This is a genomic window from Acidisoma sp. S159 (assembly GCF_009766125.1).
Classification (GTDB): domain Bacteria; phylum Pseudomonadota; class Alphaproteobacteria; order Acetobacterales; family Acetobacteraceae; genus Acidisoma.
On sequence record NZ_LMUG01000059.1, the window covers coordinates 720,596 to 745,140 of the forward strand.

Annotated in this window: 15 protein-coding genes and 1 pseudogene; 11 read left to right on the forward strand and 5 right to left on the reverse strand. The window is 64.9% G+C overall.

Features of this window, described 5'->3' with window-relative positions; genetic code table 11:
* The first annotated feature begins 14 nt into the window (after positions 1 to 14).
* The gene (phoB, locus tag GSQ92_RS20160) at positions 15 to 734 is read left to right on the forward strand and encodes a phosphate regulon transcriptional regulator PhoB (protein WP_256367114.1); all 720 of its coding nucleotides are present in this window, start codon (positions 15 to 17) and stop codon (positions 732 to 734) included.
* 111 nt (positions 735 to 845) lie between these two features.
* Positions 846 to 1,676 (forward strand): hypothetical protein, encoded by an 831-nt coding sequence (locus tag GSQ92_RS30355; protein ID WP_216856877.1) that lies wholly within the window; start codon positions 846 to 848, stop codon positions 1,674 to 1,676.
* Positions 1,677 to 1,826: 150 nt separating this feature from the next.
* On the opposite strand, the gene treY is transcribed toward GSQ92_RS30355, so the two are convergent.
* Positions 1,827 to 4,400 carry a malto-oligosyltrehalose synthase gene (gene treY, locus GSQ92_RS20170; RefSeq protein ID WP_159013876.1) on the reverse strand — a complete coding sequence of 858 codons (2,574 nt, stop codon included), beginning with the start codon at positions 4,398 to 4,400 and terminating at the stop codon, positions 1,827 to 1,829.
* Between the two features lie 476 nt (positions 4,401 to 4,876).
* Here treY and GSQ92_RS20175 point away from each other — a divergent pair, with 476 nt between their 5' ends.
* The 5 genes and pseudogenes from GSQ92_RS20175 (at position 4,877) to GSQ92_RS20195 (ending at position 16,456) form a co-directional block, all read left to right on the forward strand.
* Positions 4,877 to 7,291, forward strand: a complete 2,415-nt coding sequence (locus GSQ92_RS20175) for a glycogen/starch/alpha-glucan phosphorylase (protein ID WP_158804853.1) — start codon at positions 4,877 to 4,879, stop codon at positions 7,289 to 7,291.
* A gap of 77 nt (positions 7,292 to 7,368) precedes the next feature.
* Positions 7,369 to 9,546, forward strand: coding sequence for a 1,4-alpha-glucan branching protein GlgB (glgB, locus tag GSQ92_RS20180; RefSeq protein WP_254065825.1), 2,178 nt, complete (start codon positions 7,369 to 7,371; stop codon positions 9,544 to 9,546).
* A 15-nt stretch (positions 9,547 to 9,561) separates the two neighbouring features.
* Positions 9,562 to 11,007 (forward strand): annotated as a pseudogene (gene glgA / locus GSQ92_RS20185) (glycogen synthase GlgA); the annotation flags it as partial.
* 62 nt (positions 11,008 to 11,069) lie between these two features.
* Positions 11,070 to 15,326, forward strand: a complete 4,257-nt coding sequence (gene glgX / locus GSQ92_RS20190; RefSeq protein ID WP_158804524.1) for a glycogen debranching protein GlgX — start codon at positions 11,070 to 11,072, stop codon at positions 15,324 to 15,326.
* A gap of 65 nt (positions 15,327 to 15,391) precedes the next feature.
* Positions 15,392 to 16,456: a lipid A deacylase LpxR family protein gene (locus GSQ92_RS20195; RefSeq protein ID WP_158804523.1), complete on the forward strand. Its 1,065-nt coding sequence runs from the start codon at positions 15,392 to 15,394 to the stop codon at positions 16,454 to 16,456.
* 37 nt (positions 16,457 to 16,493) lie between these two features.
* Here GSQ92_RS20195 and GSQ92_RS20200 read toward each other — a convergent pair whose 3' ends face one another.
* On the reverse strand, positions 16,494 to 17,162 hold the full coding sequence (locus GSQ92_RS20200) for a uracil-DNA glycosylase (RefSeq protein WP_159013877.1): 669 nt from the start codon (positions 17,160 to 17,162) through the stop codon (positions 16,494 to 16,496).
* The gene (locus GSQ92_RS20205) at positions 17,162 to 17,761 is read right to left on the reverse strand and encodes an NYN domain-containing protein (protein ID WP_158804521.1); all 600 of its coding nucleotides are present in this window, start codon (positions 17,759 to 17,761) and stop codon (positions 17,162 to 17,164) included. Before GSQ92_RS20205 ends, GSQ92_RS20200 begins: the two co-directional genes overlap by 1 nt.
* Positions 17,762 to 18,019: 258 nt before the next feature.
* Here GSQ92_RS20205 and folK point away from each other — a divergent pair, with 258 nt between their 5' ends.
* The 4 genes from folK (at position 18,020) to acpS (ending at position 21,779) form a co-directional block, all read left to right on the forward strand.
* A complete protein-coding gene (gene folK, locus GSQ92_RS20210; RefSeq protein ID WP_158804520.1) occupies positions 18,020 to 18,520 on the forward strand; it encodes a 2-amino-4-hydroxy-6-hydroxymethyldihydropteridine diphosphokinase in 501 nt (166 codons plus the stop codon).
* Between the two features lie 121 nt (positions 18,521 to 18,641).
* Complete coding sequence (rpoZ, locus tag GSQ92_RS20215; protein WP_158804519.1) at positions 18,642 to 19,049, forward strand: DNA-directed RNA polymerase subunit omega; 408 nt, start codon at positions 18,642 to 18,644, stop codon at positions 19,047 to 19,049.
* Between the two features lie 8 nt (positions 19,050 to 19,057).
* Positions 19,058 to 21,358 carry a bifunctional (p)ppGpp synthetase/guanosine-3',5'-bis(diphosphate) 3'-pyrophosphohydrolase gene (locus GSQ92_RS20220; RefSeq protein WP_158804518.1) on the forward strand — a complete coding sequence of 767 codons (2,301 nt, stop codon included), beginning with the start codon at positions 19,058 to 19,060 and terminating at the stop codon, positions 21,356 to 21,358.
* Between the two features lie 10 nt (positions 21,359 to 21,368).
* Positions 21,369 to 21,779: a holo-ACP synthase gene (acpS, locus tag GSQ92_RS20225; protein WP_158804517.1), complete on the forward strand. Its 411-nt coding sequence runs from the start codon at positions 21,369 to 21,371 to the stop codon at positions 21,777 to 21,779.
* A gap of 69 nt (positions 21,780 to 21,848) precedes the next feature.
* On the opposite strand, the gene GSQ92_RS20230 is transcribed toward acpS, so the two are convergent.
* Both GSQ92_RS20230 and GSQ92_RS20235 read right to left on the reverse strand, forming a co-directional pair.
* Positions 21,849 to 22,457, reverse strand: coding sequence for a hydrolase (locus tag GSQ92_RS20230; protein ID WP_158804516.1), 609 nt, complete (start codon positions 22,455 to 22,457; stop codon positions 21,849 to 21,851).
* Positions 22,458 to 22,568: 111 nt separating this feature from the next.
* Positions 22,569 to 24,374 (reverse strand): ABC-F family ATP-binding cassette domain-containing protein, encoded by a 1,806-nt coding sequence (locus GSQ92_RS20235; RefSeq protein ID WP_158804515.1) that lies wholly within the window; start codon positions 24,372 to 24,374, stop codon positions 22,569 to 22,571.
* Positions 24,375 to 24,545: the final 171 nt, after the last annotated feature.

Genomic DNA, 24,545 nt, shown 5'->3' on the forward strand with positions numbered 1-24,545 from the left:
CGGAGACACCCAGCGTGATCCCGGAAAGCCTCGTCGCTTCCAGCAAGCCGCTCGTCCTCATTGTCGAGGACGAGGCCGCGCTCATGACCATGCTGCGCTACAACCTCGAAAAGCAGGGCTTCCGCGTCGAGGAAGCCGGCGATGGCGAGGAGGCGCTGACCCGCATCTCCGAACTCAAGCCTGACCTGGTGTTGCTTGACTGGATGCTGCCGCATCTGTCCGGCATCGAGGTCTGCCGTCAGATCCGCAGGCGTCCGGCGATGCGCGAATTGCCGGTGATCATGATCTCTGCCCGTGGCGAGGATCAGGACACTGTGCGCGGGCTCAATACCGGCGCCGACGACTACGTGACGAAACCTTTCAGCACTGAGGCACTCGTGGCCAGGATGCGTGCCCTCATGCGCCGCTCCAACACGGTGCCGGCCAAAGGCGAGCTGCGCTTCCACGACATTGTGCTGGACCTCGCGGCCCATCGCATCAGCCGCAACGGCCGCGCGCTGCATCTCGGCCCGACCGAATACCGGCTGATGGAGTTCCTGATGCAGCGGCCCCGCCGCGTCTTCTCGCGCGAGGAACTGCTGGACGCCATCTGGGGCCCCTCGATCCATGTCGAGCCGCGCACCGTCGACGTCCATATCCGTCGCCTGCGCAAGGCGATCAACGGCGAGGGCGAACTGGACGTGGTCCGCACCGTGCGCGCCGCGGGCTACGCGCTGGATACGGAGGCGGCGTAGCCTCTGTCGGCGCTCATGCTAGTACGTGCCGACGCCGATAGAAGCGGCAATCGTAATGTCATTTTAATGTAACTGTGATCCTATCGCTCCGATCTGAAGGGGAGCGGCGAGGTGGCACAGACGATCGATCAGACGCAGAGCATTGGACGGATCGCTGCGATACCGTCGAAGGCTGCTGCTGTGGGCGACGCTGCTAACAGCTTCCAGAACCATCTGCTGACCGCGAATACCAAGCAAGCTTCCGTCGCGAGTCTGGCCGCGGGTCATAGTTCGGCAACGCCATCTCCGCCGCGTCGGGCTGCCGACTCCTCGCCAAAACCGAATTCGACGAGCCTGCCCAACGCGGGGGGAGTTCCAGGCATTGGCGTAAACGGCATCGGCGGCATGATGCCTGGCATGGGCATGGGCGGACTGCCCGGCACGGGCATGGGCGTGAACGGTATCGGCGGCGTGGGCATGATGCCTGGCATGGGCGGACTGCCCGGCATGGGCATGGGCATGGGCATGAACGGGATCGGCGGCATGGGCATGATGCCTGGCATGGGCGGACTGCCCGGCATGGGCATGGGCATGAACGGGATCGGCGGCATGGGCATGAACGGGATGGGTATGGGCATGATGCCAGGGATGGGCTTCAACCCCCAGGCAATGATCCTTGGGCCGTTGTTCCAGAGGGCCGGGCAACTTGATGTTCTTCTTGCAGCGGGCAAAATCAGCCCGAGAGAGTTCGGTCGGAGAGCTTTGCAACTATTCTTCCAGATGAGAGCGGCAACTTTTCAGATAAAACACCCCTGGGTGTCTTTCGCTGCATTTGCGAGACTTGCGCTATTCGGCAGCAATATGGGGAAGAAGGGTGCCGACCCCGACGCCGAAGAACCGGCCGCTCCTGGCGTCGCCGCCAACCGGAGCAAGCCTCGCGCCTCTCCAGCCATACGCGACTAGTCGCGGCCGACTCTCCGCGGAAGAGTCGCTCGCGATCGCCGCATGCTGAGCTGGCTCTACCAAACCAGGATCACCGCCCCGCGCCGTGCACGACCACTCTTGTGTCCACGACGCTCGGCACGGGAGCATAAGCGGCCTTCGCCTCGGCCTTCACCCAACCCGCGTCGCAACAATAAACGGCCAGCTTGCGTCACGCTTCGTCCCATCCGCTGCGGCAACTTCGACACCCGTCAACACGTCCCTCCAACCCGTCCCAACCTCCGGCGGAAGCGACAACCCGCCATCGCCACTCCACCGCGTCGGCACCACAACGAGAAGGTGCCGATCTCCGTGACTACGCGTGAAACCGAGCCACCCCGCGCCGCCGGCTAGCGCCACCGCCCGGTAATCGCCGTGTTGAAACAACGCCAATTCGCTCGCACGCAACGCTAAAAGCCGATGCGTCACTGTCAGCTTCGCGAAGCCATCATTGCGGCTGGCGAGGCTGAGGGGGGACGCTTCCGCCAGAACGGCGGCACGTGCCGCATAATCCACCGGACGGCGATTGTCGGGATCGACCAGGCTGCGATCCCAGAACTCCGTGCCCTGATAAATGTCAGGCGTGCCCGGCAGCGTCAGTTGGAGAATCGTCTGGGCAATCGCATGGACCCGCGCCGTCGGCTCAACCGCCACGACCGCGCGATCAAGCTGTGCGCGGAAAGCCTCACTCGTCTTGCCCTGCACCAGAGCCTTGGCGAAACCTTGCACGGCGGCCTCGTATTCCTCGTTGGGATTCTCCCAAAAGCTCAGCCGCTTCGCTTCCCGCATCGCCTTGGTGAGGTATTCGGACAGCCGCTCCACCGAGATCGGCCAGGCCCCGAGCAGCGTCTGATAGATCAGCCACTCATCGGTCAGATCGGGTGCCGCCTCACCCGCCACCGTTTTGAACAGCGGAGCATTGATCTCGTGCCAGCTCTCAAAGGCCTCAATCCACTCGATGGGCCAAAGCGAGAGCGCATTGATCCGCGCCCTGGTCTCCGGCCCGCGCTTGGTGTCATGGGTCGCGAGAGGAATGAGATCCTGCCGTCCCTCCGCTGCGCGGGCGGTGAAGATCGCGTGGAACTCCTCAGCACTGCGCCAGGGCTGGGCAAGATCGCCGCCCACCTCATTGACTGAACTCAACGCGACGCTGCGGTAGAACTCGGTATCCTCCAGTCCTTTCGCCATGGCTGGGCCGCTGAGCTGCTGGAAGCGGCGAACGAACTCCTCCGCGATCGTGTCGGTCGTTTTGGCCACCCGCGCCACCAGGAACCGGGCCGCCTGCGCCACCCAGGGGTTGTCATGCTCAGTGACGAGACCGAGCGCCGCTTCCCAAGGCGCATGATCCGCCGGATCCGACCCCGTATCCGGCCCATAGCTGCGATACACCGGAAACCGGATGAGCAGCGCCACGATCCCGTCCCGCAACGTCGAGGGCCCGAAGTCGGCGGCCCGCGGATCGTCCTTCGCCAGCCGCAAGGCGAGTTCGCCGAGCTTATTGACCTCCGCGACAAAGCTCGTGCGGAGCACGAAGGCCTTAGCCGCCGCTAGCCGGGCTTCCGGTTCGGCCGCCAGAGCACCGCGGCTCACCAGATAGCCATCCAACGCACGCCATCCGTCGGGATCGACGAACAAGCCGTTAATGTCGTTCAGCCGCTCGTAGCCGGTGGTGCCGGTGATCGGCCAATTCCGCAGCGGCTCCTCGCGGCCGAGAATTTTCTCGATGAGCAAAATCGTATCCGGCTTCACCGCGCGGCGGAGCTGCCCGCAATACGCCGTCGGATCCGCCAGCCCGTCGATATGATCGATCCGCAGCCCATCGACCTCGCCGGCCCGCACCATTGCAAGTGGCCGCGCGTGGATACGCTCGAAAACCGCATGGTCTTCCACGCGGACACCGATCAGGCCGGTGATATTGAAGAACCGCCGATAGGTCAGACGGTCGCTCTCTGCCCGCCAATGCGTCAGCAGCCAATGCTGCCGGTGCAGCAGATGCCCAATATCTTCCCGCGCCACCGCATCCTCGACATGCCGGCGCGCCTCCACACCAAGGCCGCGCAGACCGCGCCGCGCACGCAGGATTTCGTCCGGCAAGGTTTGCGACGGTCCCTCAAGCGCCTGCCAGGCATTGGCCAGGCCATCCAGTGACGGCCCGGCTTTCTCGGACGCCATTTGCAAGATGGCACTGACGCTCTCGGCCCGCAGCGGCCAGAAATTGTCGAAGTAGGTGACAAGAATGCGCGCCGACTCCCAATCGACCCGCAGCGCAATTTCGCCGACTCCCATCGCGTCGTTCAGGGTCTTGCCAAGCGTCGGCAAGACGATCGGCCCCTTCGCCCAGTCGATGTCGAAGACGCTGGCGGCAGGCGCCGCTCGCCCAAGTTCCAGCACCTCCATCCACAGCGGATTGAGGCTATCGACCGCCAGATGGTTCGGCACGATGTCGATGATGAGCCCGAGCCCTGCCGCGCGGCAGGCCGAAACGAGCGCTGAAAAGCCATCCTCCCCGCCAAGCTCCGGATTGATGCGGCTTGGATCGATGCCGTCATAGCCATGGGTCGAGCCGGGCCGCGCCATCAGGATGGGCGAGGCATAGACGTGGCTGATGCCGAGCCGGCTGAGATAGGGAACCTGCGACACAGCATCGAAGAAGGTAAACCCCTTGTGGAACTGGAGCCGGTAGGTCGCACGAAGAGGAACCGCCATGGCGTCGTCCTTGCATAACCGAGGAGAGAGTGACGGGTCCGCCCTACGCCAATCAATGGCGTTTGAGCGACCCCAGGGCTGGAGACGCGAGAATGGCAGAGTTGGGGACGCCCGAGAGGACGTCCAGCGCCACCCGTGGCGAGGCCATTGCATCGACGTCGCCGGTCACGGACAGTTGAGCCGACACCACGAGGTCATAGGCCCCGGCCAAGCGGCAACCGTCTAGCCGGCGGCGCCTGGCCAGCGGTTTGGCCCTTTTCTTCGTGCGCCATCCTGCGCAAGCTGTGCGGCGGGAGGGCCGGTTCTTCGCCCGTCGTCTGCGTCCGACGTGCCGAAACGACGTGCCGCCCGGCGATTGGCCGGTCCATCACCACAAGGAGCTACTCGTGACGCTAGCGGATCGGATCGAGAACGAGGCAACCACTGAAGAAGCGGCGCCCCCGCCGTCATCTGTCGCGCAGGAGCCCGTAGCGGCGATGCGCGAGAGCATTCTGCAAAAGCTTTACTACATGGTCGGCAAGACCCGCGCCTCGGCGAATGACCGCGATTGGTACGTATCGACCGCGCTCGCGGTGCGCGATAAGGTGGTCGAGCGCTGGCATGCAAGCACCAAGAGCGCCTATTCGAGCGGCAGCAAGCGGGTCTACTACCTCTCGCTCGAGTTCCTGATCGGTCGTCAGCTCCGCGACAGCCTCTCCAACCTCGGCATCGAGAATGACGCCTTGCAGGCCCTCGAAAGCCTTGGGGTGAGTTTCGACGCGATCCGCCAGATGGAACCGGATGCGGCGCTTGGCAATGGCGGTCTCGGGCGGCTCGCGGCCTGCTACCTGGAGAGCATGTCGAGCCTGGCGATCCCGGCTTTCGGCTATGGCATCCGCTACGATCACGGGCTGTTCCGTCAGCTCATCAAGGGCGGCTACCAGCTCGAATTCCCCGAGGATTGGCTTGAGCTGGGCAATCCCTGGCAGTTCGAACGCGCCGAAATCTCCTACGACATCGGCTTCGGCGGCTCGGTTGAGGCCGTGTCCCAGCTCGACTCCGAGGTCCAGCACGTCTGGCATCCGGCGGAGCGCGTATCGGCCGTCGCCTATGACATTCCGATCGTCGGCTGGCGCGGGCGGCATGTGAATACGCTGCGGCTGTGGTCTGCCCGCGCGGTTGACCCGATCCGCCTCGACGCCTTCAACCTCGGTGACCATGTCGGCGCCATCAGCGAACGCGCACGGGTCGAGGCGATCTCGCGCGTTTTGTATCCCAGCGACGAGACGCCAGCCGGTCAGGAGTTGCGGCTGCGGCAGGAGTATTTCTTCGCCGCCGCGTCCTTGCAGGATCTCATCCGGCGGCATCTGCAAACCTTCGGCACGATCCGGACCTTGCCGGACAAGGCCGCCATCCAGCTCAACGACACGCATCCTTCGATCGCCATCGTCGAGCTCATGCGCATCCTGGTCGATGTCCATCATATTGAGTGGGCCGAAGCCTGGGGCATCGTGCAGAAAACCTTCTGCTACACGAACCACACTTTGCTGCCCGAGGCACTGGAAAGCTGGCCGGTCTCGCTGATGGAGCGGCTGCTGCCGCGCCATATGCAAATTCTCTACATGATCAACGTGACGTTCCTGGATGATGTGAATAAAGCGCATCCGGAGGATGATCGGCTTCTCTCGACCCTCTCTCTGGTCGATGAGCAACACGGCCGGAGGGTCCGCATGGGGCATTTGTCCTTCCTCGGTTCGCACAAGATCAACGGGGTTTCCGCGCTCCACACCGATCTGATGCGGCAAACCGTGTTCCGCGATTTCCACGCCATGTATCCGGACCGGATCAACAACAAGACCAATGGCATCACCTTCCGCCGTTGGCTGTACGAGGCCAACCCACGCCTCACCGCTTTGCTGCGCGAGACAATCGGCGATGGCTTCCTCGACAACGAAGGCGCTTTCGAACAACTGAAGCCTTTCGCCGACGACGCCGGCTTCCAGGAGAGTTTCGCCAAGGTGAAGCTGGCGAATAAGGAAGCGCTGGCGACTTTGGTTTCCGACCAAATGCAGATTCGCCTCAATCCCGGGGCGATGTTCGATGTGCAGATCAAGCGCATCCACGAATACAAGCGCCAGTTGCTGAACATCCTGGAAACCATCGCGCTTTATAACGCGATCCGCGCGCAGCCCTTCCGGGACTGGACGCCGCGGGTGAAGATCTTCGCTGGCAAGGCCGCGCCGAGCTACCATCGCGCGAAGCTCATCATCAAGCTCATCCACGACGTGGCCAGGGTGATCAATAGCGACCCTGTGGTACGCGACGCCCTTAAGGTCGTCTTCCTTCCCAACTACAATGTGAGCCTTGCGGAGATTATCATCCCGGCGGCGGATCTGTCGGAGCAGATTTCCACGGCGGGAATGGAGGCGTCCGGCACCGGCAATATGAAACTCGGGTTGAACGGCGCGCTGACGATCGGCACGCTCGACGGCGCGAATGTTGAAATGCTCGAACGCGTCGGCCCCGACAATATCTTCATCTTCGGCATGGAAGCGCATGAGGTCGAGGCACGGCGCCGTGACGGCATCGACTTCTCATCGCTCATCGAGCAATCCGAGGTGTTCTCGGAAGTCGTCTCTGCGGTCGAACACGGCAACTTCTCCCCGGACGAGCCGGACCGCTATCGCGGCCTCATGGATATCGTCCGCCATCACGACTACTTCCTCGTCGCCGCCGATTTCGAGTCATACTACGCGCGGCAGCGCGATGTCGGAGCACGCTGGCGTCAAACGGCGCAATGGCGGCGCTCGGCGATCCTCAACACCGCCGGCATGGGCTGGTTTTCCTCCGACCGTTCGATCCGCGAATACGCGTCGGAGCTGTGGAACGTGCCCACCTGGTCCGCGCCGTGAGCCGCCGCCCGGCCATCGGTGAGCGCGAGCGTGGTCTTCGCCGCGTCACCGATTGGCGGGTGCCGGAGCCAGACCTCATGGCGATCCTCGGCGCCCGTCATGGCGATCCTTTCGCGATCCTGGGTGTCCATGACACCGATGCGGGGATCGCGGTGCGTGCTTTCGTACCGCATGCCGAAACCCTGGAGGTGATCGGCCTCGACGGCACGTTGATCGGATCGCTCGGCTCGCGCCACTCGCACGGCTTCTTCGAGGGTCTGGTTCCCAACCTGGAGAGCGACACGCAGTACAAGCTGCGTGCCCGCAATGCCGGTGGCGTTTGGGAGATCCACGATCCCTACGCTTTCGGTCCGGTGCTCGGCTCGCTCGACGACTATCTTCTCGCGGAAGGCACGCATCAGCGCATCTATGAGCGGCTGGGTGCGCATCTCATCGAGCATGAGGGCGTTCCGGGCGTTCATTTCGCGGTCTGGGCGCCGAATGCGCGCCGCGTCGCGGTGGTCGGTGACTTCAACGGTTGGGATGGCCGGCGTCACCAGATGCGCAAACGCCTCGGCGTAGGCGTCTGGGAGATTTTCGCACCTGAACTGGGTGAGGGTGTCGCCTATAAATACGAGATCGTTGGCGCGGGCGGCGAGTTGTTGCCGCTGAAGGCCGATCCGGTCGGCTTCTCCGCCGAAATGCGGCCTTCGACCGCCTCGATGACGGCGCGCATCGACAATTTCTCCTGGCACGACGAGGCGCATCTCGCCAGCCGCGCGCAAGGCGATCCGCGCCGCAAGCCAATCTCGATCTACGAGGTTCACCTAGGCTCGTGGCAGCGCGGCGAGGGCAATCGCTTCCTGACCTATGACGAACTCGGCGACAAACTGATCCCCTATGCCCATCACATGGGCTTCACCCATCTCGAACTCATGCCGATCAGCGAGCATCCCCTCGACATTTCCTGGGGGTATCAGCCGGTTGGACTTTTCGCGCCCACCCGTCGTTTCGGTGATCCCGCGGCCTTCGCGCGTTTCGTCGATCGTGCGCATCAGGCGGGGATTTCCGTGCTGCTGGATTGGGTGCCGGCGCATTTCCCGGTCGATGCGCACGGCCTCTCAAACTTTGACGGCACAGCGCTTTATGATCACGCCGATCCGCGCAAGGGGTTCCATCCCGATTGGAACACCGCGATCTTTAATTTCGGTCGGCGCGAGGTGAGTGCGACACTCGTCTCAAACGCGGTCTATTGGCTCGATGTCTACCACGTCGATGGCCTGCGCGTGGATGCCGTCGCCTCGATGCTGTATCTCGATTACTCGCGGCAGCCGGGCGAGTGGATCCCCAATGACGACGGCTCCAACGAGAACCGTGAGTCCGTTGCATTCCTGCGCCGTGTCAACGAACTGACTTATTCGCTGCAGCCCGGCACCACGATGATCGCGGAGGAATCGACCGCCTGGCCGGGCGTGTCAGCGCCGACCTATCTCGGCGGGCTGGGGTTTGGCTTCAAGTGGAACATGGGCTGGATGCACGACACCCTCGATTACATGTCGAAGGAGCCGGTGCATCGGCAGTGGCACCACCACCTGATGACTTTCGGCATGGTCTATGCCTTCACCGAGAATTTCGTCTTGCCGCTGTCACATGACGAAGTGGTGCATGGGAAACACTCGATCATCGGCAAGATGCCGGGAGACGAATGGCAGCGTTTCGCAAATCTGCGCGCGTATTACGGCTTCATGTGGGGTATGCCCGGCAAGAAGTTGCTGTTCATGGGGCAGGAATTCGCCCAGTCGGAGGAATGGAATGCCGAGCGGAGCCTCGACTGGCATCTCACCCAGTATCCGCTCCATTCCGGCGTGCAATCGCTCGTCCGCCAACTCAATCATGCCTATCGGCACACGCCAGCTTTGCATGAGCGGGATTGCGAGCCCGAGGGTTTCCAATGGGTCGTGGGCGATGACGCCGCGCAGTCCGTTTATGCCTGGCTGCGGTTCGGCGGCGAGGGGTCACGGCGTCCCGTGCTGGTGATTAGCAACATGACGCCGGTCCCGCGCGAGGGCTACCGCATCGGCCTGCCGCATGGCGGCCGCTGGGACGAGATCCTCAATACCGACGCCGCCGAATTTGGCGGCAGCGGTATCGGCAATATGGGCAGAATCTGGGCGGAAGACGTGCCGAGCCATGGTCATCCCCACTCCGCTGCGATTACCATCCCTCCGTTGGCGACGATCTACCTGGAATACATTCCGGTCTCCTTCGGTTCCTAACGGAAAGGCCCTCGGTTGAAACCCGTCGCGGTTCTCTCGGTCGTTTCCGAACTCTTCCCGCTCATCAAGACGGGTGGACTGGCGGATGTCGCGGGTTCGCTGCCGGCCTTCTTGCGGCCAGAGGGGATCGCCACCACCACGCTGCTGCCCGGCTATCCCGCCGTGCTCGCGAAGATCAGCAACGCGGTCGCGATCCACGAGTTTCAGAACCTCTTCGGCGCCCCCGCCACGCTGTTGCGGGCCACCGCAGCGGGGCTCGACCTGATCGTCATCGATGCGCCGCATCTCTATGCCCGCGTCGGCAACCCGTACGTCGGGCCAGACGGCGAGAACTGGTCGGACAATCCGATCCGTTTCGCGGCCTTGAGCGCGGTCGGCGCCGCGATCGGGCTGGGAGAGGTCGCCGGATACCGGCCCGATGTCGTGCACGCCCATGATTGGCAAGCCGGGCTAACTCCAGCCTATCTCCACTATCGCGGCGGCAACGACCGGCCCGCCACCATCATGACGATCCACAACCTCGCCTTCCAGGGCCAATACGGCCCCGAACTGCTCGAACAGCTTGGTCTGCCGCCCGAGGCGATGGGCGTCGATGGCGTGGAATATTACGGCGGAATCGGCTTCCTCAAAGCCGGCATCCAGCTCGCCGACCGCATCACGACCGTCTCGCCGCGCTACGCCGAGGAGATCTGCACGCTCGAAGGCGGCATGGGCCTCGGCGGGCTGTTGCGGGACCGCATCGTCGATCTGCAAGGCATCCTCAACGGCATCGACGAAAGCGTTTGGGATCCGTCGGCCGATGACCTGATCTCCGCCAAGTTCGATCGCGCTCATATCAAGCCACGGCGCGTCAATAAGCTGACCTTGCAGCGCCGCGTCGGTTTGCATGAGGATACGGATGTCCTGGTCCTCGGCCTGGTCAGCCGCCTCACCTGGCAGAAGGGCATCGACCTGCTGCTGGATGCCTTGCCGCTGATCCTCGGCACCGGAGCGCAAGTCGCCATCATCGGCCAGGGCGACCGCGGCATGGAGCGCGCGGTGCGTGACGCGGTGACGGCTTATCCTGGTCGCGTCGGCTGCGTCATTGGATATGACGAGGAACTCGGCCATCTCATCCAGGCCGGCGCCGACGCGCTGTTGCTGCCATCGCGCTTCGAGCCCTGCGGGCTCACTCAGCTATATGCTTTGCGCTACGGCTGCGTGCCGGTGGTGGCGCGCGTCGGCGGCCTGTCGGATACGGTCATCGACGCCAACGAAATGGCGCGCGCGGAAGGCATCGGCACCGGCATCCAATTCGCGCCACCCTCCGTCGAGATGCTGGAATCCGCCGTGCTGCGCGTCGCCGCCCTCTGGCGCAAACCGGCGCTCTGGCGCCGTATCCAGAGGAACGGTATGCGGACCGATGTCTCATGGCGCCGCTCCGCCCGGCTCTATGCCGAACTCTACCGCGAACTCGCCACTGGAGAGATCGCGCCGGAGCATGACGAGCTTCCCCCGGAGACCAGTGATTATCTGATGAGCGCATGACCGAACGTCGCCTAACGGACGGCAGTCCGGAGCCGCTCGGCGTCACCCTCGACGCTGACGGCATCAACATCGCGGTCTTCTCCGCCAACGCAACCGCCATTGAGCTTTGCCTCTTCGACGAGAAGGGCGAGGAGGAGGTCGAGCGCGTTCTCTTGCCGGCGCGCACCGACAACGTCTTCCACGGCCATATCGGCGGCATCGCCATCGGCGCGCGCTATGGCCTGCGGGCGTATGGCCCGTTTGAGCCGGCGAAGGGCCACCGCTTCAACCCCTCGAAGCTGCTCATCGACCCCTACGCGACATCGCTCGACCGGTCGCTCGTCCTGCATGCGAGCATGTTCGACTGGCCACCTGGCTCGCCCTCCGGTGGCCCGCCGAGCCAGGTGGACAGCGCCCCCTTCATGCCCAAGGCCATCATCGAACCGGCCGCCCCGCCGACCGAACTGGCGCCACCCGTCGCCGGCTGGGAGGGCCAGGTCGTCTATGAGATGCATGTCCGTGGCTTCTCGAAGCTCAATTCGTCCATCCCCGAGAACGTGCGCGGCACTTTCGCCGCTCTGAAGGAACCTGCGGCCCTAGACCACATCCGCAGGCTAGGTGTGAGCGCCGTCGAGATCATGCCGGCCTCCGGCTGGATCGAGGAGCGGCATCTCCCGCCGCTCGGCCTCACCAATTACTGGGGCTACAACCCCGTCACCTACATGGCGCCCGATCCGCGCCTCGCCCCTGGCGGTTTCGCCGAGATCCGCGCTTCAGTCGACGCCCTTGCCGAAGCGGGTGTCGCCGCCATTCTCGACGTCGTCTACAACCATACCGGTGAAGGCGACACCGTTGGGCCGACGCTGTCGCTGCGTGGGCTGGATCACGCGACCTATTACCGCCTCGACCCCCGCGCGCCGGATGGCATGGTGAACGACACCGGCACCGGCAATTCGCTGGCGGTGGACCGGCCGATCGTGCTCCGCCTCGTGATGGATTCCCTGCGGCTTTGGGCACGCCGCTGCGGGCTCGCCGGTTTCCGCTTCGACCTCGCCACCACCGTTTCGCGCACGGCTACCGGCTTCGATCCCAACTCCGCCTTCCTGCAGGCTGTCGCTCAGGATCCCGAACTTCGCCGCTTGCGGATGATCGCCGAGCCCTGGGATATCGGACCCGGCGGCTACCAGCTCGGCCGCTTCCCCGCACCATGGCGCGAATGGAACGACCGTTTCCGCGACGACATCCGTCGCTTCTGGCGCGGCGATAGCGGCCTGCTCGGCGCCGCCGCCACGCGCCTCGCGGGGTCCACCGACATCTTCGGCAGCGCGCCGCACCAGCCGAGCCGTAGCATCAACTTCGTCACCGCCCATGACGGTTTCACGCTCGCAGACCTGGTCTCCTTCGAGAACAAGCGTAACGACGCGAACGGCGAGGCCAATCGCGACGGCACCTCCGACAACCACTCCTGGAATCACGGCGTTGAAGGGCCGACCGAGGACGCCGGCATCCTCGCCGCCCGTGGCGCCGATATCCGCGCCCTCCTGGCGACGCTGCTGCTGTCTCGCGGCACGCCGATGCTCACCATGGGGGACGAGCGCGGACGCACGCAGCGCGGCAATAATAACGGCTATGCCCAGGACAACCCGATCTCCTGGATGGATTGGACGGCCGATGACCAAGGCCTCTCCGGTTTCGTAAGCCGCCTGGTTGTCGCCCGCCGTGGCTGCCCCGCTCTGACCAGCCTCGCTCACCTGACGGGAGAGGCGGTGGATGACAGCCTCCGCCCCGACGTCGCCTGGCTGCGGCCGGATGGGCAGCCGATGGGGCTGCAAGACTGGCAGAACCCCGAGCATCGCACGCTCATCGCCGATCTCTACCGCCCCGCCGAAGACGAGACGGCCGCCAGCCGCGCGCTTGTCGTACTTCACGCCGGTTGGAACGCCTTCACACTCGTCCTGCCACCGCCGCGCGAAGGCTTCGCCTGGCGCCGCGTGATCGACACCGCATCACCGGACGCGGCGGTGGCCGGAGCCGAGGGCACACAACCAGTCGCCGCGCGCGCGGTTCTCCTCTTCATCGAGGAACCCGCTGAACTGAGCCGCAAGCGTGAAAGCAGCGCGAGCACGTCCGAACGTCTTGCCGAACTCGCCGTCGCCGCGGGCCTCACCCATGACTGGTGGGACATCAGCGGCACGAATCATCTAGTGCCAGACACGACCAAACGGAAGCTACTCGCCGCGATGGGTCTGCCGGCCGACAGCCGCGACGATGTCGAGGACAGTCTGCACAGCCTCTCACGCCGCACGGTTCTCCGCGCCCTGCCCGCGACGCTGGTGGCCGAGGAGGGGCGGCCCGTCAGGCTTCCCCTAGGCCCGGCGATTGCGCGCCTCGACCGGGCGGCAGCGCTGCTGATCCAGCGCGAGGATGGCAGCCGACACCGCGTCGTGGTCACGCCACAGACCGGCGCCTTGAGCGTGGTGTCGGCGCCCGACGGCCGCCAGGCCTCGATCCGGACGGTCGAACTACCGCCGCAGCCGCTCGGTCGGCACCAACTGATGTGGATCGACGGGCCGGAGCCGATCTCCTGCCACCTCACCATCACACCGGCGCAATGCTACTTGCCCCCGGCTTTGCAGCATGGCGGCCGGCGCTTTGGCCTTGCCGCGCATCTCTATACCTTGAGGCGCGATGGCGATCAGGGCATCGGCGACTTCACGACGCTCGCTCGCATCGGCGCCGCCACGGCGGCGAAAGGCGGCTCGGTCGTCGGCCTTAATCCGCTGCATGTTCTCTTTTGCTCGGACCGCAGCCTCACCAGCCCCTATTCGCCCTCCGACCGCCGCTTCCTCGACCCGATCTACGTCGACGTGACGGCTTTGCCGCATCTGCCGGACCACCCGGCGGTGCGCGCGGCCCTTGCCGAGCAGGCGGCGATCTTCGCGGCGGCGCGGCTGGCCGGCGAGGTGGACTACCCCACCGTGTGGACCGCAAAGGAGACTGTGCTGCGCGCCAGCTTCGACGCTATTGCCGCGTTGCGCGACGACCATCCGGCCCAAGCTGAATTCGCAGCCTTCAAACAGGCGCAAGGCGCCTCGCTCGCCTGTTTCGCGCAGTTCGAGGCCATCTCGGCGGCGCGGAGAGGCGCCCCCTGGCGCAGTTGGCCCGAGGCGCTCCAGCGCCCTGACAGCGAAGCGGTGCGGGACTTTGTCCGTGGCCACGCGGCCGAGGTCGATTTTGCCTGCTTCCTGCAATGGCTCGCCGATGCGCAGCTCGCGGACGCCGCCGCCGTCTCGAAGCGGGAAGGGCTGAGCATCGGCTTCTACCGGGATTTCGCGGTCGGCACCTCGCCCGATGGCGCGGCCGCCTGGGCAGAACAGAAGTCGCTCATGCGAGGCGTTTCAGTGGGCGCGCCGCCCGATCCCTTCTCCGTCGAGGGGCAGAACTGGATGCTGCCGCCCGCCAACCCGCTCGCCTGGGCCGCGGACGGCTACTCGATCTTCGCCGAAATGCTGCAGACCAATATGCGCCACGCCGGGGCGCTGCGGATCGACCACGTTCTCGGCCTCAACCGCCTCTTCCTGATCCCCGAGGGCGTCCCGCCGGCGGAGGGTTCCTACCTGGCTTTTCCGCTCGCCGATCTGCTGGGCAATGTCGCGCTCGAAAGTCAGCGCGCGGAATGCATCGTGGTCGGCGAGGATCTCGGCACGGTGCCGGATGGTGTTCGCGAAACCCTGGCCGCGAGATCCGTGCTCTCCTACCGCGTCCTCTGGTTCGAGCGGGATGGCGAGCATTTCAAGCCACCGTCAAGCTATCCGGCGCAGGCGGCGGCCTGTGTCTCGACCCACGACCTGCCGACGATCGCTGGCTGGTGGGCTGGCGAGGACATCGACGAGCGGCTGGGTCTCGGCTTTTCCGACGCCGCGGCCGCTGAGGCGGCAAGGACCGAACGGCGCCGCGAGAAGGCGCAATTGCTGGAAGCGCTCGCGGCGAACGGCCTCGCTCCGGCAGCGATCGACCTCGATGCGCCACTTTCGGCCGCACTCAACGCCGCCATACACAGCTACGTCGCGGCCACGCCCTGCCTGCTCGATCTGGTCCAGGCCGACGACCTGGCGGCGGAGACGGTGCCCATCAACTTACCGGGGACGGATCGCGAGCGCCCCAACTGGCGGCGCAAAATCCGCGTCGGAATAGAGGGCATTTGGGAAACAGAGGCCGCGGATCTCATCTTGCGGGACCTGACCGAGCAGGGAAGGACTTTCTCATCCGCTTAAAGAATGCTTACAAAGCGTAGGGTTGCGCCGCGAACTGGCGTCCGCGCTAAAGAGAGGCATTTTCGATGAGTGATGTTCCACGCGAGGCGTCCCGGTTCACGGGCTGGATCGGTCTTTGCCTTTGTGGCGCGACAGCCTTGGTCTCGGTAACGCTTCTAGCCAGTCCCGTGCGGGCGCAGGGGATGCCGCCGGCGGATGACGGCAGCATCTACACGCTACGGGTCGAGAACGACACCTTCGCCAATACTGACCGCTACTACAGCGCAGGCGACCAGATCGGCTGGACAGGGCCAACCGGCTACCTCCCGGATTTCATCGCCCGCGCCGGCCATGCCGCTTTCGGCGACGGCCAGCAGCGCATCAGCATCGACATCAGCCAATCGATCTTCACGCCGGTCAATACTCAGATCAGCCCCCCCGATCCGACCGACCGCCCCTATGCCGCGACCTTGGTCGTGACCGGCCAGCTCATCCAGGATGACGAGATCTCACGCACGAAGATCGGCACGCAGCTCGGGGTGCTGGGTCCGGATGCCGGCGGCCAGTTGGTGCAGAATGCTTTCCACACCATCATCGGCGATGCGCAGAACAAGGGCTGGGCCTATCAGCTCGACAACCGTCCCATCGTGAACCTCTTCATCGACCGCACCTATCGCGTGCCGCTGCTGAACCTGCCGGTCGACGTGCCTTATGTGGCGTCCTCGGGCCTGGCCATCGACATGCTACCCGACATCACCGGCTTCGTCGGCACTCAGCGGGTCTATGGCGAGGCTGGCGCCACCTTCCGTATCGGCCAGGGGCTGGACACGGACTATGGCGTTGCCCGCATCCTGCCAGGCATGACGGGCGGCGACGCCTATAACCAGAACCCGGGACTTACCTGGTATGCCTTCGGCGGCGTCGATGGTCAGGCCGTGGCCTATGACACGCTGCTCGACGGCAATTCCTTCACGAGCCAAGGTCCCCATGTGAACCCCAAGCCCTTCGTGGCCGAGTTCGAGGCCGGTCTCGCCATCATCCTGCACGGTGTGAAGATCAGCTACACCCAGGTCTGGCAGACCCATGAATTCGACACCCAGCAAGGCGGCATGTTCGAATTCGGCTCACTCGCCGTGTCGGCGCGCTTCTGACCTTGCGGCGGATGCGACCCGCTTCTGGGTCGTCCCGCTAGGCGTTCGCGACCTGAGGCAAAGCGCGTTCGAGCCGCGCCTGGATGTTGCGAATGACATCCTGGAACATCGGCACGGTCAGTCGCCCGGTATTCGTGTTGTATCGGGACACATGATAGCTGTCGCAGAGGATCAGACCGTCCGGCAGTTCGTGGAAAGCGCCATGCTGGAAGCGCACCCGGCTCTGCGGAATCCCGCAGGCGCGCAAAACCGCTCCGTGAGCCAGCACCCCCAAGGCAAGCGCAATGCGAAGCCCCGGCATCCGCTGTAGCTCGACCGTGAGAAACCGGTTGCAGGTCGCGGCTTCCGCGGGGGTAGGCAGATTGGCCGGCGGCACGCAGCGCACGGCATTGACGATCCGGCAGCCCGTCAGCTCCAACCCGTCATCCGGCCGCGCATCGAAGCGGCCGCGTGCCAGGCCGAATTCCAGAAGCGTCTCATAGAGGATGATACCCGCATGATCGCCGGTGAAGGGCCGTCCGGTCCGGTTCGCACCCTTGACCCCCGGCGCCATCCCTACGATCGCGAGGGGAGCGGCGAGGGGCCCCCAGCCGGAAACCGGGCCGTTGAACCAGTCAGGATGAGCCGCACGATTCGCCTGCCGGTAGGCGACGAGGCGAGGGCATAGCGGGCAGTCGTGGCTGGGCAGCGCCCCGTCTTTCTCCATCACGCCTGGCCGGGCTGCACCGTCACGAGGTCGGCCACGGCGGTACGGGAGGCGCGTGGCCGCACATCGCTGACCTTGCGCGCGATATCCTCCATCAGGTCCGCGAGATCGAGGAACTGGTCGGCCTGCCGGCGAAGTTCGTCCGCGATCATCGGCGGATTGCTCTTCACCGAGGAGATTACGGTGACGCGCACCCCATGACGCTGCACGGCCTCGACGACACGGCGGAAATCGGCATCGCCCGAGAACAGCACCGCGTGTTCGATATGCGGCGACAGCTCAAGCATATCGACCGCCAGTTCGACGTCCATATTGCCTTTGACCCGCCGCTTCCCGGATGGATCCGTGTATTCCCGCACCGTCTTCGTGACGAGCGAATACCCGTTATAGGCGAGATAGTCGGTCAGTGGCTTGAGCGGCGAATATTCGTCGCTATCGATCATTGCCGAATAGTAATACGCGCGGATAACATTGGTTCGGCTTCTGAAATATTCTAGAAGTGAACGATAGTCGACGTCAAAGCCAAGGTGGCGTGACGCGACGTAGAGTTTAGCACCATCTATGAATAAGACAGTCCGCTCATGGTTGGGGAAAAGCATTCGCGGACACCTCGATGAACAAATCGTAAGGCTTGAGAAACACAACGCCGATTAGTCGGTGACATAATCATGTCGCTACAACTTTAAGTTGCAAGCCCTGACTACAGGGTGCCAAAATTGAGCTTAATAATCAAGTTTTGTAGCCCCGTTAGATGCAAGAATTATGAACGAGGCGATCATCAGTTTGGTCAGCAGCCGTCTTGACCAATTCAGATGATGCAGTCTTGCACTCGTCATCCCGTTACGCCACGCAATGGCATGATCCTTGTAGCACTCGGCGCCAATCTTCCGGCTCCCTCCGGCTCTCCTCCCTCAGTGACACTCCGCGCGGCGGCTGCGGAGATTGCACGCTTGCCCAATCTGCGGATCGAAGCGACATCCGCCTTATATGAATCCGCTCCGCAGCCACCATCCGGACAGCCGGCCTATCGCAACGCCGTTCTGCGGCTCGCCGGGGACATCGACCCGGCCGCGCTGCTTGCGGCCCTGCTCGAAATCGAGGCGCGGTTCGGGCGGCAACGCGGCGAAGGGAATGGGTCGCGCAGCCTCGACCTCGATATCATCGCAATGGGTGAGACACTACGCCAGGCGCCCGACCCCATCCTACCACATCCCCGTGCCCATCAGCGCGCCTTCGTGCTGCGGCCACTCGCTGATGTAGCCCCTGGCTGGCGCCATCCGCTACTCGGAATAAAGGTGGAGGCGCTCCTGGCCAAAGTTGCCGACCAACCCGTGCGGCGGTTGGCCGATTGGGATTGATGCCCGCTGGACGCGCGGCTGGCTGCCAGCCATGCCCTCACCGAAGCGCCACGGTTCTTGCATCCCGCAATCCCAGACGCTAGGTAGTCCTCTACTCGAAAAATGGCGGAGAGTGAGCGGGATGGCGCGCGTCACCGTGGAAGACTGCATCGTCAAGGTGCCGAATCGTTTCAAGCTGGTGCTGCTGACAGCTCAGCGGGCGCGCAATATCGCGCGCGGCGAGGAGCTGACGATCGACCGCGACGACGATAAGAACCCCGTCGTCGCGCTGCGAGAGGTTGCCGAGGGCACCATTGATCTCGAGCGGATCGAGAGCGATCTGATTCGCTCGCTGTCCCGCGCCCCGGAGCCGGAGCCTGCGGACGAGGAGGTCATGGACCTCATCCCAACCGACCAGAACATCTTCGGCCTGCAGGATGTCTCGGCGGACGAGGAAGCGGCGGCACTCGCCGATAAGGGCGAGGCGCTGAGCGTCGATGACATGGAAGCCGCGATCGAGGCCGAACTCGGCGGCCGCCGCCGGGGTTAAGGACACGCATGCCGGCCGGACCAGGCGCTTCCGAACCAGTCACGCCTCTCCTGCCGGCCCTTGCTCGCTCCCCTGATGGTGCCCCAGTAGCCGCCGATATCCTCCTCCCCGCGGAGGATCAGCGGGCCTTGGCCGAGCTTACAGCCAAGATCCGCAGCTACGATCCCAATGCCGATCTCGCGCTGATCGAGGACGCCTATGCGATGGCGCGGCGCGCCCATGCGCCGCAGCGCCGCGACAACGGCGAGCCCTATATCAACCACCCGGTCGCCGTCGCCGGCATCCTCGCCGACTACAGGCTCGATTCCGGCAGCATCATCACCGGCCTGCTGCATGATGTGATCGAGGACACCCCGGTCACCCTGGCGGAAGTCGAGTCCCGCTTCGGCGGCGACGTGGCCGGGCTGGTCGATGGCGTCACCAAGCTCACCCGGCTGGAGCTGCAGTCGGATCGCACCAAACAGGCGGAGAACTTCCGCAAGCTGGTGCTGGCGCTCAGCCGGGACATCCGTGTTCTCCTCGTCAAACTCGCCGACCGTCTGCACAACATGCGCACGCTGCATTTCGTGCTGGAGATCGGGCGCCGCCAGCGCATCGCCCGCGAGACGATGGAGATCTACGCGCCGCTCGCCGGCCGTATCGGCATGGATTCCGTCAAGACCGAGTTGCAGAGCCTCGCCTTCGCACAGCTCGAGCCCGAGGCTTTTGACACCATCCAAGCCCGCCTGAACTTCCTGCGCGGCCAGGGCGCCGACGTCATCGAGGAGGTGCGGCAGGACCTCACCCGAGTCTGCCTCGCCGCCGGGGTCAGCGGCATCGAGGTGACGGGCCGCGAGAAATCGCCATTCTCCATCTGGGAGAAGATGCAGCACCGCAACGTCGCCTATGAGCAGCTTTCGGACATCATGGCTTTCCGACTTCTGGTGCCGACACGGGATGATTGCTACGTCGCGCTGGGCGCCGTGCATTCGGCCTTCCCGGTGATCGCAGGCCGCTTCAAGGACTATATTTCGACGCCCAAGGCCAATGGTTACCAAAGCCTGCATACCGGCGTGACGCTGCGCGAACCGCGCAATCAAAAGATCGAAGTCCAGATCCGCACCTTCCAGATGCACGAGGTCGCCGAGAAAGGCGTCGCCGCGCACTGGCACTATAAGCAGCACGATGCCGCGGCCTCCGATATCCAGCGCTTCCGCTGGGTTCAGGATCTGCTCGAAATCCTCGACAACAGTCAGGCGGCGGACGAGTTTCTCGAAAACACCAAGCTCGAACTTTATCGCGACCAGGTCTTCTGCTTTACGCCGAAGGGCGAGCTGATCCAGCTTCCGCGCGGCGCGACCTCCGTCGATTTCGCCTATGCCGTCCATAGTCAGGTCGGCGACACCTGTGTCGGCGCCAAGATCAACGGCCGCCTCATGCCGTTGCGCTATGAGTTGCAGAACGGCGATCAGGTCGAGGTGATGACGGCGCGGGGCGGCACGCCGTCCCCGCAATGGGAGCGGTTTGTCGTCACCGGCAAGGCGCGCGCCCGTATTCGCCGCTTCGTCACCCAGCAGCAGCGCGGCGTCAATCGCGAGCAGGGCCGCGCGACCCTCGCCAAGGCTTTCCGTCAGGAAGGGCTGGATGGGTCGGAGAAGGCGCTGGACCCGGCGCTGAAGACGCTCAAGCAGGCGTCGATCGACGATCTCTATGTGGCTGTCGGTAGCGGCCATATCGGCGCCAAGGATGTGGTGCACGCCGCTTATCCCGAGATGCGGGAGACGGCACGCGCACCCCGCATGCTGCCCGGCATGGGCCTGCCGCCGAGGCCCGCCGGCCGCAGCGGTTCCAAGACCGAGGGGCCAGCCGGCGCGCCGATCCGCGGCATCATCTCGGGCATGGTGGTGAGCTATGCCGGCTGCTGCCATCCGCTGCCCGGCGATCCCATCGTCGGCATCGTGGCGACAGGCCGCGGCGTGACGATCCACACGCGGGACTGCGCGCAGCTGCAGAGCTTCGCCGCGACACCCGAACGCTTCATCGATGTGGAATGGGACGACACGCTGCCGCCGCAGGCCAAGGGCGGCCAGGTTTTCGCCGGCCGCGTCAGTGTCGTCGCCAGCAACGAGCGCGACCTTTTGCCCAATATCTCCAATGCCGTGACGAAGCATGACGGTTCGGTCTTGAACCTGCGGGTGGTCAGCCGGCAGCAGGATTTCTGCGAGATCCTGCTGGATGTGGAGGTGCGCGACCTGCGGCACCTCTCCACCGTCATCGCCGGGCTGCGCGCGACCGGCGGCATCAATCAGGTCGAGCGCGCGAAGGGCTGAACGCAGATCCATGATCATCGGCATCGGCTCCGACCTCTGCGACATTCGCCGCATCGAGAAGGCGATGGAGCGCCACGGCGACCGCTTCCTCCAGCGCGTCTTCACGGAAACCGAGCGCGAGAAGGCGATGCGCCGCACCGACAAGCTGCGGGCGGGCACCTTCGCCAAGCGTTTCGCCGCCAAGGAAGCCTGCGCCAAGGCGCTCGGCACCGGTTTTAACAACGGGGTTTTCATGTCGGATCTCGGCGTGGTCAACCAGCGCTCCGGCCAGCCGGGTTTCCTCCTCACCGGCGGCGCCGCCCGCCGCCTGGCGGCGCTGACCCCGCCTGGAATGCGCGCGGTCGTCGCTCTGACGATGACGGACGAATACCCCTACGCTTTTGCCCAGGTCATTATCGAAGCACTCCCTATCCCGGAGTGACGCTCCCCTCCCTGGCAGCGAGGGGCTGGGGGTGGGTCGACCGCCGCAGCGTGAAGCCGCGAGTCAGCCTCAAACCGGCGGCGTCGCCGGACCCGACCCGGCTGGCAATGCCGCAAGAATCTGCTCCGTGGAACGAATGCGCGCCAAGCGCGGGAATATCTTCTCGATCGCGAACTGATGCATCTCGGGGCCGATGCTGGTGCAGGCATCCTCGGCGATGACCACCGCGTAATTGTGCTGCCACGCCTCGCGCGCTGTCGACTCCACGCCGAAATTCGTCGCGATGCCGCCGAGCACGATGGTGGTAATGCCGCGCCGCCTCAGTTGCAGGTCGAGTTCCGTGCCGTGAAACGCGCCCCATTGCCGCTTGGTCACCAGCACATCGCCCGGCAAAGCCGCTACCTCGGGTGCGAATTCGGACCAGTCCGGCGGCAGTCCTCCCGGCGCCGCCGGCTGTGGTGCATCGACCGGCAGGTTGAGCCTGTCGGCGAAGCCGCTCGCGAAGGCGACATTCACCAGCACCACAATCCCGCCCGCATCCCGGATCCGCCGGCCGAGGCGCACGGAACGCTCGATGATCTGCGGTGCGCCATAGGGGCTGAGCGGCATCGAGAGGACGCCCTGCTGCAGGTCGATCAGCACCAGGGCGGTCGTGCGGGGATCAAGAGATAGCGACATCGTAAACTCCCTACTCATTGCGGCAAGGATGCGACGCTGAGTCATAACGCGCGCCGTCATGCTCTGCCTTCGCCGAGCATGACGGCGGCGGCTGCGCTGACCGCGCCGCACTCAGCCTTCGAGCGTTTCCCGCAGCATCTCCAGTTCCAGCCAGCGAGATTCCTGCGCCACGAGATCCGCCTCGGCTTTCGCCAGCGCCGCCGTAGTTGCGGCAAAGCGCTTGTTGTCGCGCGTATAGAGATTGGCGTCCGACAGGATGCCACGCAGCCGCGCCGCTTCCGCTTGCAGGCTCGCGATGTCGCGCGGCAGCCGCTCCAACGCGTGGCGATCCTTGAAACTCATTTTCACGCGCGTGTTCTCGACGCGACCAGTCTCGGAACGCGCGCGCGGCAAGGACGCGATCGCCGCTGTCGTCGGCCGGTCCGGCAAGTCGGCGCCGCGCTGCGACAGCATGTCACTGTAACCACCAGCATATTCCGTCCAGCGGCCATCGCCTTCCGATGCCAATGTCGAGGTCACGACGCGATCCAAAAAGTCGCGATCATGGCTTACCAGAAGGACTGTGCCCGCGTAATCCGCCAGCATCTCCTGCAGCAAATCCAGCGTCTCGAAATCCAAATCATTGGTCGGTTCGTCGAGCACCAGCAGATTGCTCGGCCGGGCGAGGGCGCAGGCCAGCAACAACCTTCCACGCTCGCCACCTGACAGCGTGCCGACCGGCGTGCGCGCCTGTTCAGGCTTGAACATGAAGTCCTTCATGTACCCGATGACATGCCGACGCTCCTCGCCGACCTGAACCATGTCGCCCTGCCCATCCGTCAGCGTTTCGGCCAAGGTCCGGTTGGGATCGAGCGCGCCGCGCTGCTGGTCGAGCGTCACCAGTGAGAGGTTCGTGCCGATGCGAATCGTCCCGGTATCCGGCTGCGTCGTCCCGGTGAGAAGATGCAGCAGCGTCGACTTGCCCGCGCCATTCGGCCCCACAATGCCGAGCCGGTCGCCCCGGATCACCCGCAGGTCGAGGTTCCGCACCACCGGCCGGTCGTAACTCTTGCTGACCTGCTCGGCGACGCAGACGAGCTTGCCGGAAACCTCGCCCTCACTCGCCGACATGCGAGCGCCCTTGGCAGCACCCTCGCGTTCCCGATGCCGTTGGCGCAACGCCCGAAGTTCGCCGACACGGCGCACATTCCTCTTGCGCCGGGCCGTCACGCCGTAGCGCATCCAATCCTCTTCACGCGCGATCTGGCGGCCGAGCTTGTGGTGCTCCGCCTCCTCCTGCGCCAGGATCTCCTCGCGCCATTGATCGTATTCGCCGAAGCCGCGATCGACCCGGCGGGTCACGCCACGGTCCAGCCAGATCATCGACTTCGAGAGGCCGGTGAGCAGCCGACGGTCATGGCTGATGAGAATGATCCCCGCCCGCAGCCGCGCCAGTTCCGTCTCCAGCCACTCGATCGCCGGCAGGTCCAGGTGGTTCGTCGGCTCATCGAGCAACAGCAGGTCAGGTTCGGGCGCCAGCGTCCGCGCCAGCGCCGCCCGCCGAGCCTCGCCGCCGGACAGTTGGTCCGGCTGCTCCTCGCCCGAAAGCCCCAGCGCATCGAGCAAAGCGCGCGCCCGATACGGATCGTCGCTCGGCCCCAGTCCGGCTTCGACGTAATCCAGCGTGGTGGCATAGCCCGACAGATCGGGCTCCTGCGGAAGGTAGCGGATCGTCGTGCCTGGCTGGAGGAAGCGCGTTCCGCCATCGGGCTCGATCAGCCCGGCCGCGAGCTTGAGCAGCGTCGATTTGCCGGAGCCATTGCGGCCGACCAGGCAGATCCGGTCCCCCGCGCCGACGCTGAGTTCGGCGCCGTCGAGCAGAGCGGTCGTGCCGAGGTGAAGCCGGATCGTCTGAAGCGTGAGGAGCGGGGGGGCCATGACGCGCCTTGTCGCCGATGCGCCGCCGCCGCCGCAAGGCGCGGCTTGGCGCGGCTGCCACTCGCAAGCCTGAGGTAACGATTTGCCAGCTTGCGGAGGACCGCCGGCCAGCGCAGGAGAGGGCAACGACCCGGCGCCCCGCTTGCTTGACAGGCCGGAACCTTTCGGCTT

Bases quoted from the DNA above. Each gene is read 5' to 3' on its own strand.
- treY (WP_159013876.1), bottom strand. From the start codon at position 4,400: ATGGCGGTTCCTCTTCGTGCGACCTACCGGCTCCAGTTCCACAAGGGG.
- GSQ92_RS20175 (WP_158804853.1), top strand. From the start codon at position 4,877: ATGCGCGAGAGCATTCTGCAAAAGCTTTACTACATGGTCGGCAAGACC.
- glgB (WP_254065825.1), top strand. From the start codon at position 7,369: ATGGCGATCCTCGGCGCCCGTCATGGCGATCCTTTCGCGATCCTGGGT.
- glgX (WP_158804524.1), top strand. From the start codon at position 11,070: ATGACCGAACGTCGCCTAACGGACGGCAGTCCGGAGCCGCTCGGCGTC.
- GSQ92_RS20195 (WP_158804523.1), top strand. From the start codon at position 15,392: ATGAGTGATGTTCCACGCGAGGCGTCCCGGTTCACGGGCTGGATCGGT.
- GSQ92_RS20200 (WP_159013877.1), bottom strand. From the start codon at position 17,162: ATGGAGAAAGACGGGGCGCTGCCCAGCCACGACTGCCCGCTATGCCCT.
- GSQ92_RS20205 (WP_158804521.1), bottom strand. From the start codon at position 17,761: ATGCTTTTCCCCAACCATGAGCGGACTGTCTTATTCATAGATGGTGCT.
- folK (WP_158804520.1), top strand. From the start codon at position 18,020: ATGATCCTTGTAGCACTCGGCGCCAATCTTCCGGCTCCCTCCGGCTCT.
- rpoZ (WP_158804519.1), top strand. From the start codon at position 18,642: ATGGCGCGCGTCACCGTGGAAGACTGCATCGTCAAGGTGCCGAATCGT.
- GSQ92_RS20220 (WP_158804518.1), top strand. From the start codon at position 19,058: ATGCCGGCCGGACCAGGCGCTTCCGAACCAGTCACGCCTCTCCTGCCG.
- acpS (WP_158804517.1), top strand. From the start codon at position 21,369: ATGATCATCGGCATCGGCTCCGACCTCTGCGACATTCGCCGCATCGAG.
- GSQ92_RS20230 (WP_158804516.1), bottom strand. From the start codon at position 22,457: ATGTCGCTATCTCTTGATCCCCGCACGACCGCCCTGGTGCTGATCGAC.
- GSQ92_RS20235 (WP_158804515.1), bottom strand. From the start codon at position 24,374: ATGGCCCCCCCGCTCCTCACGCTTCAGACGATCCGGCTTCACCTCGGC.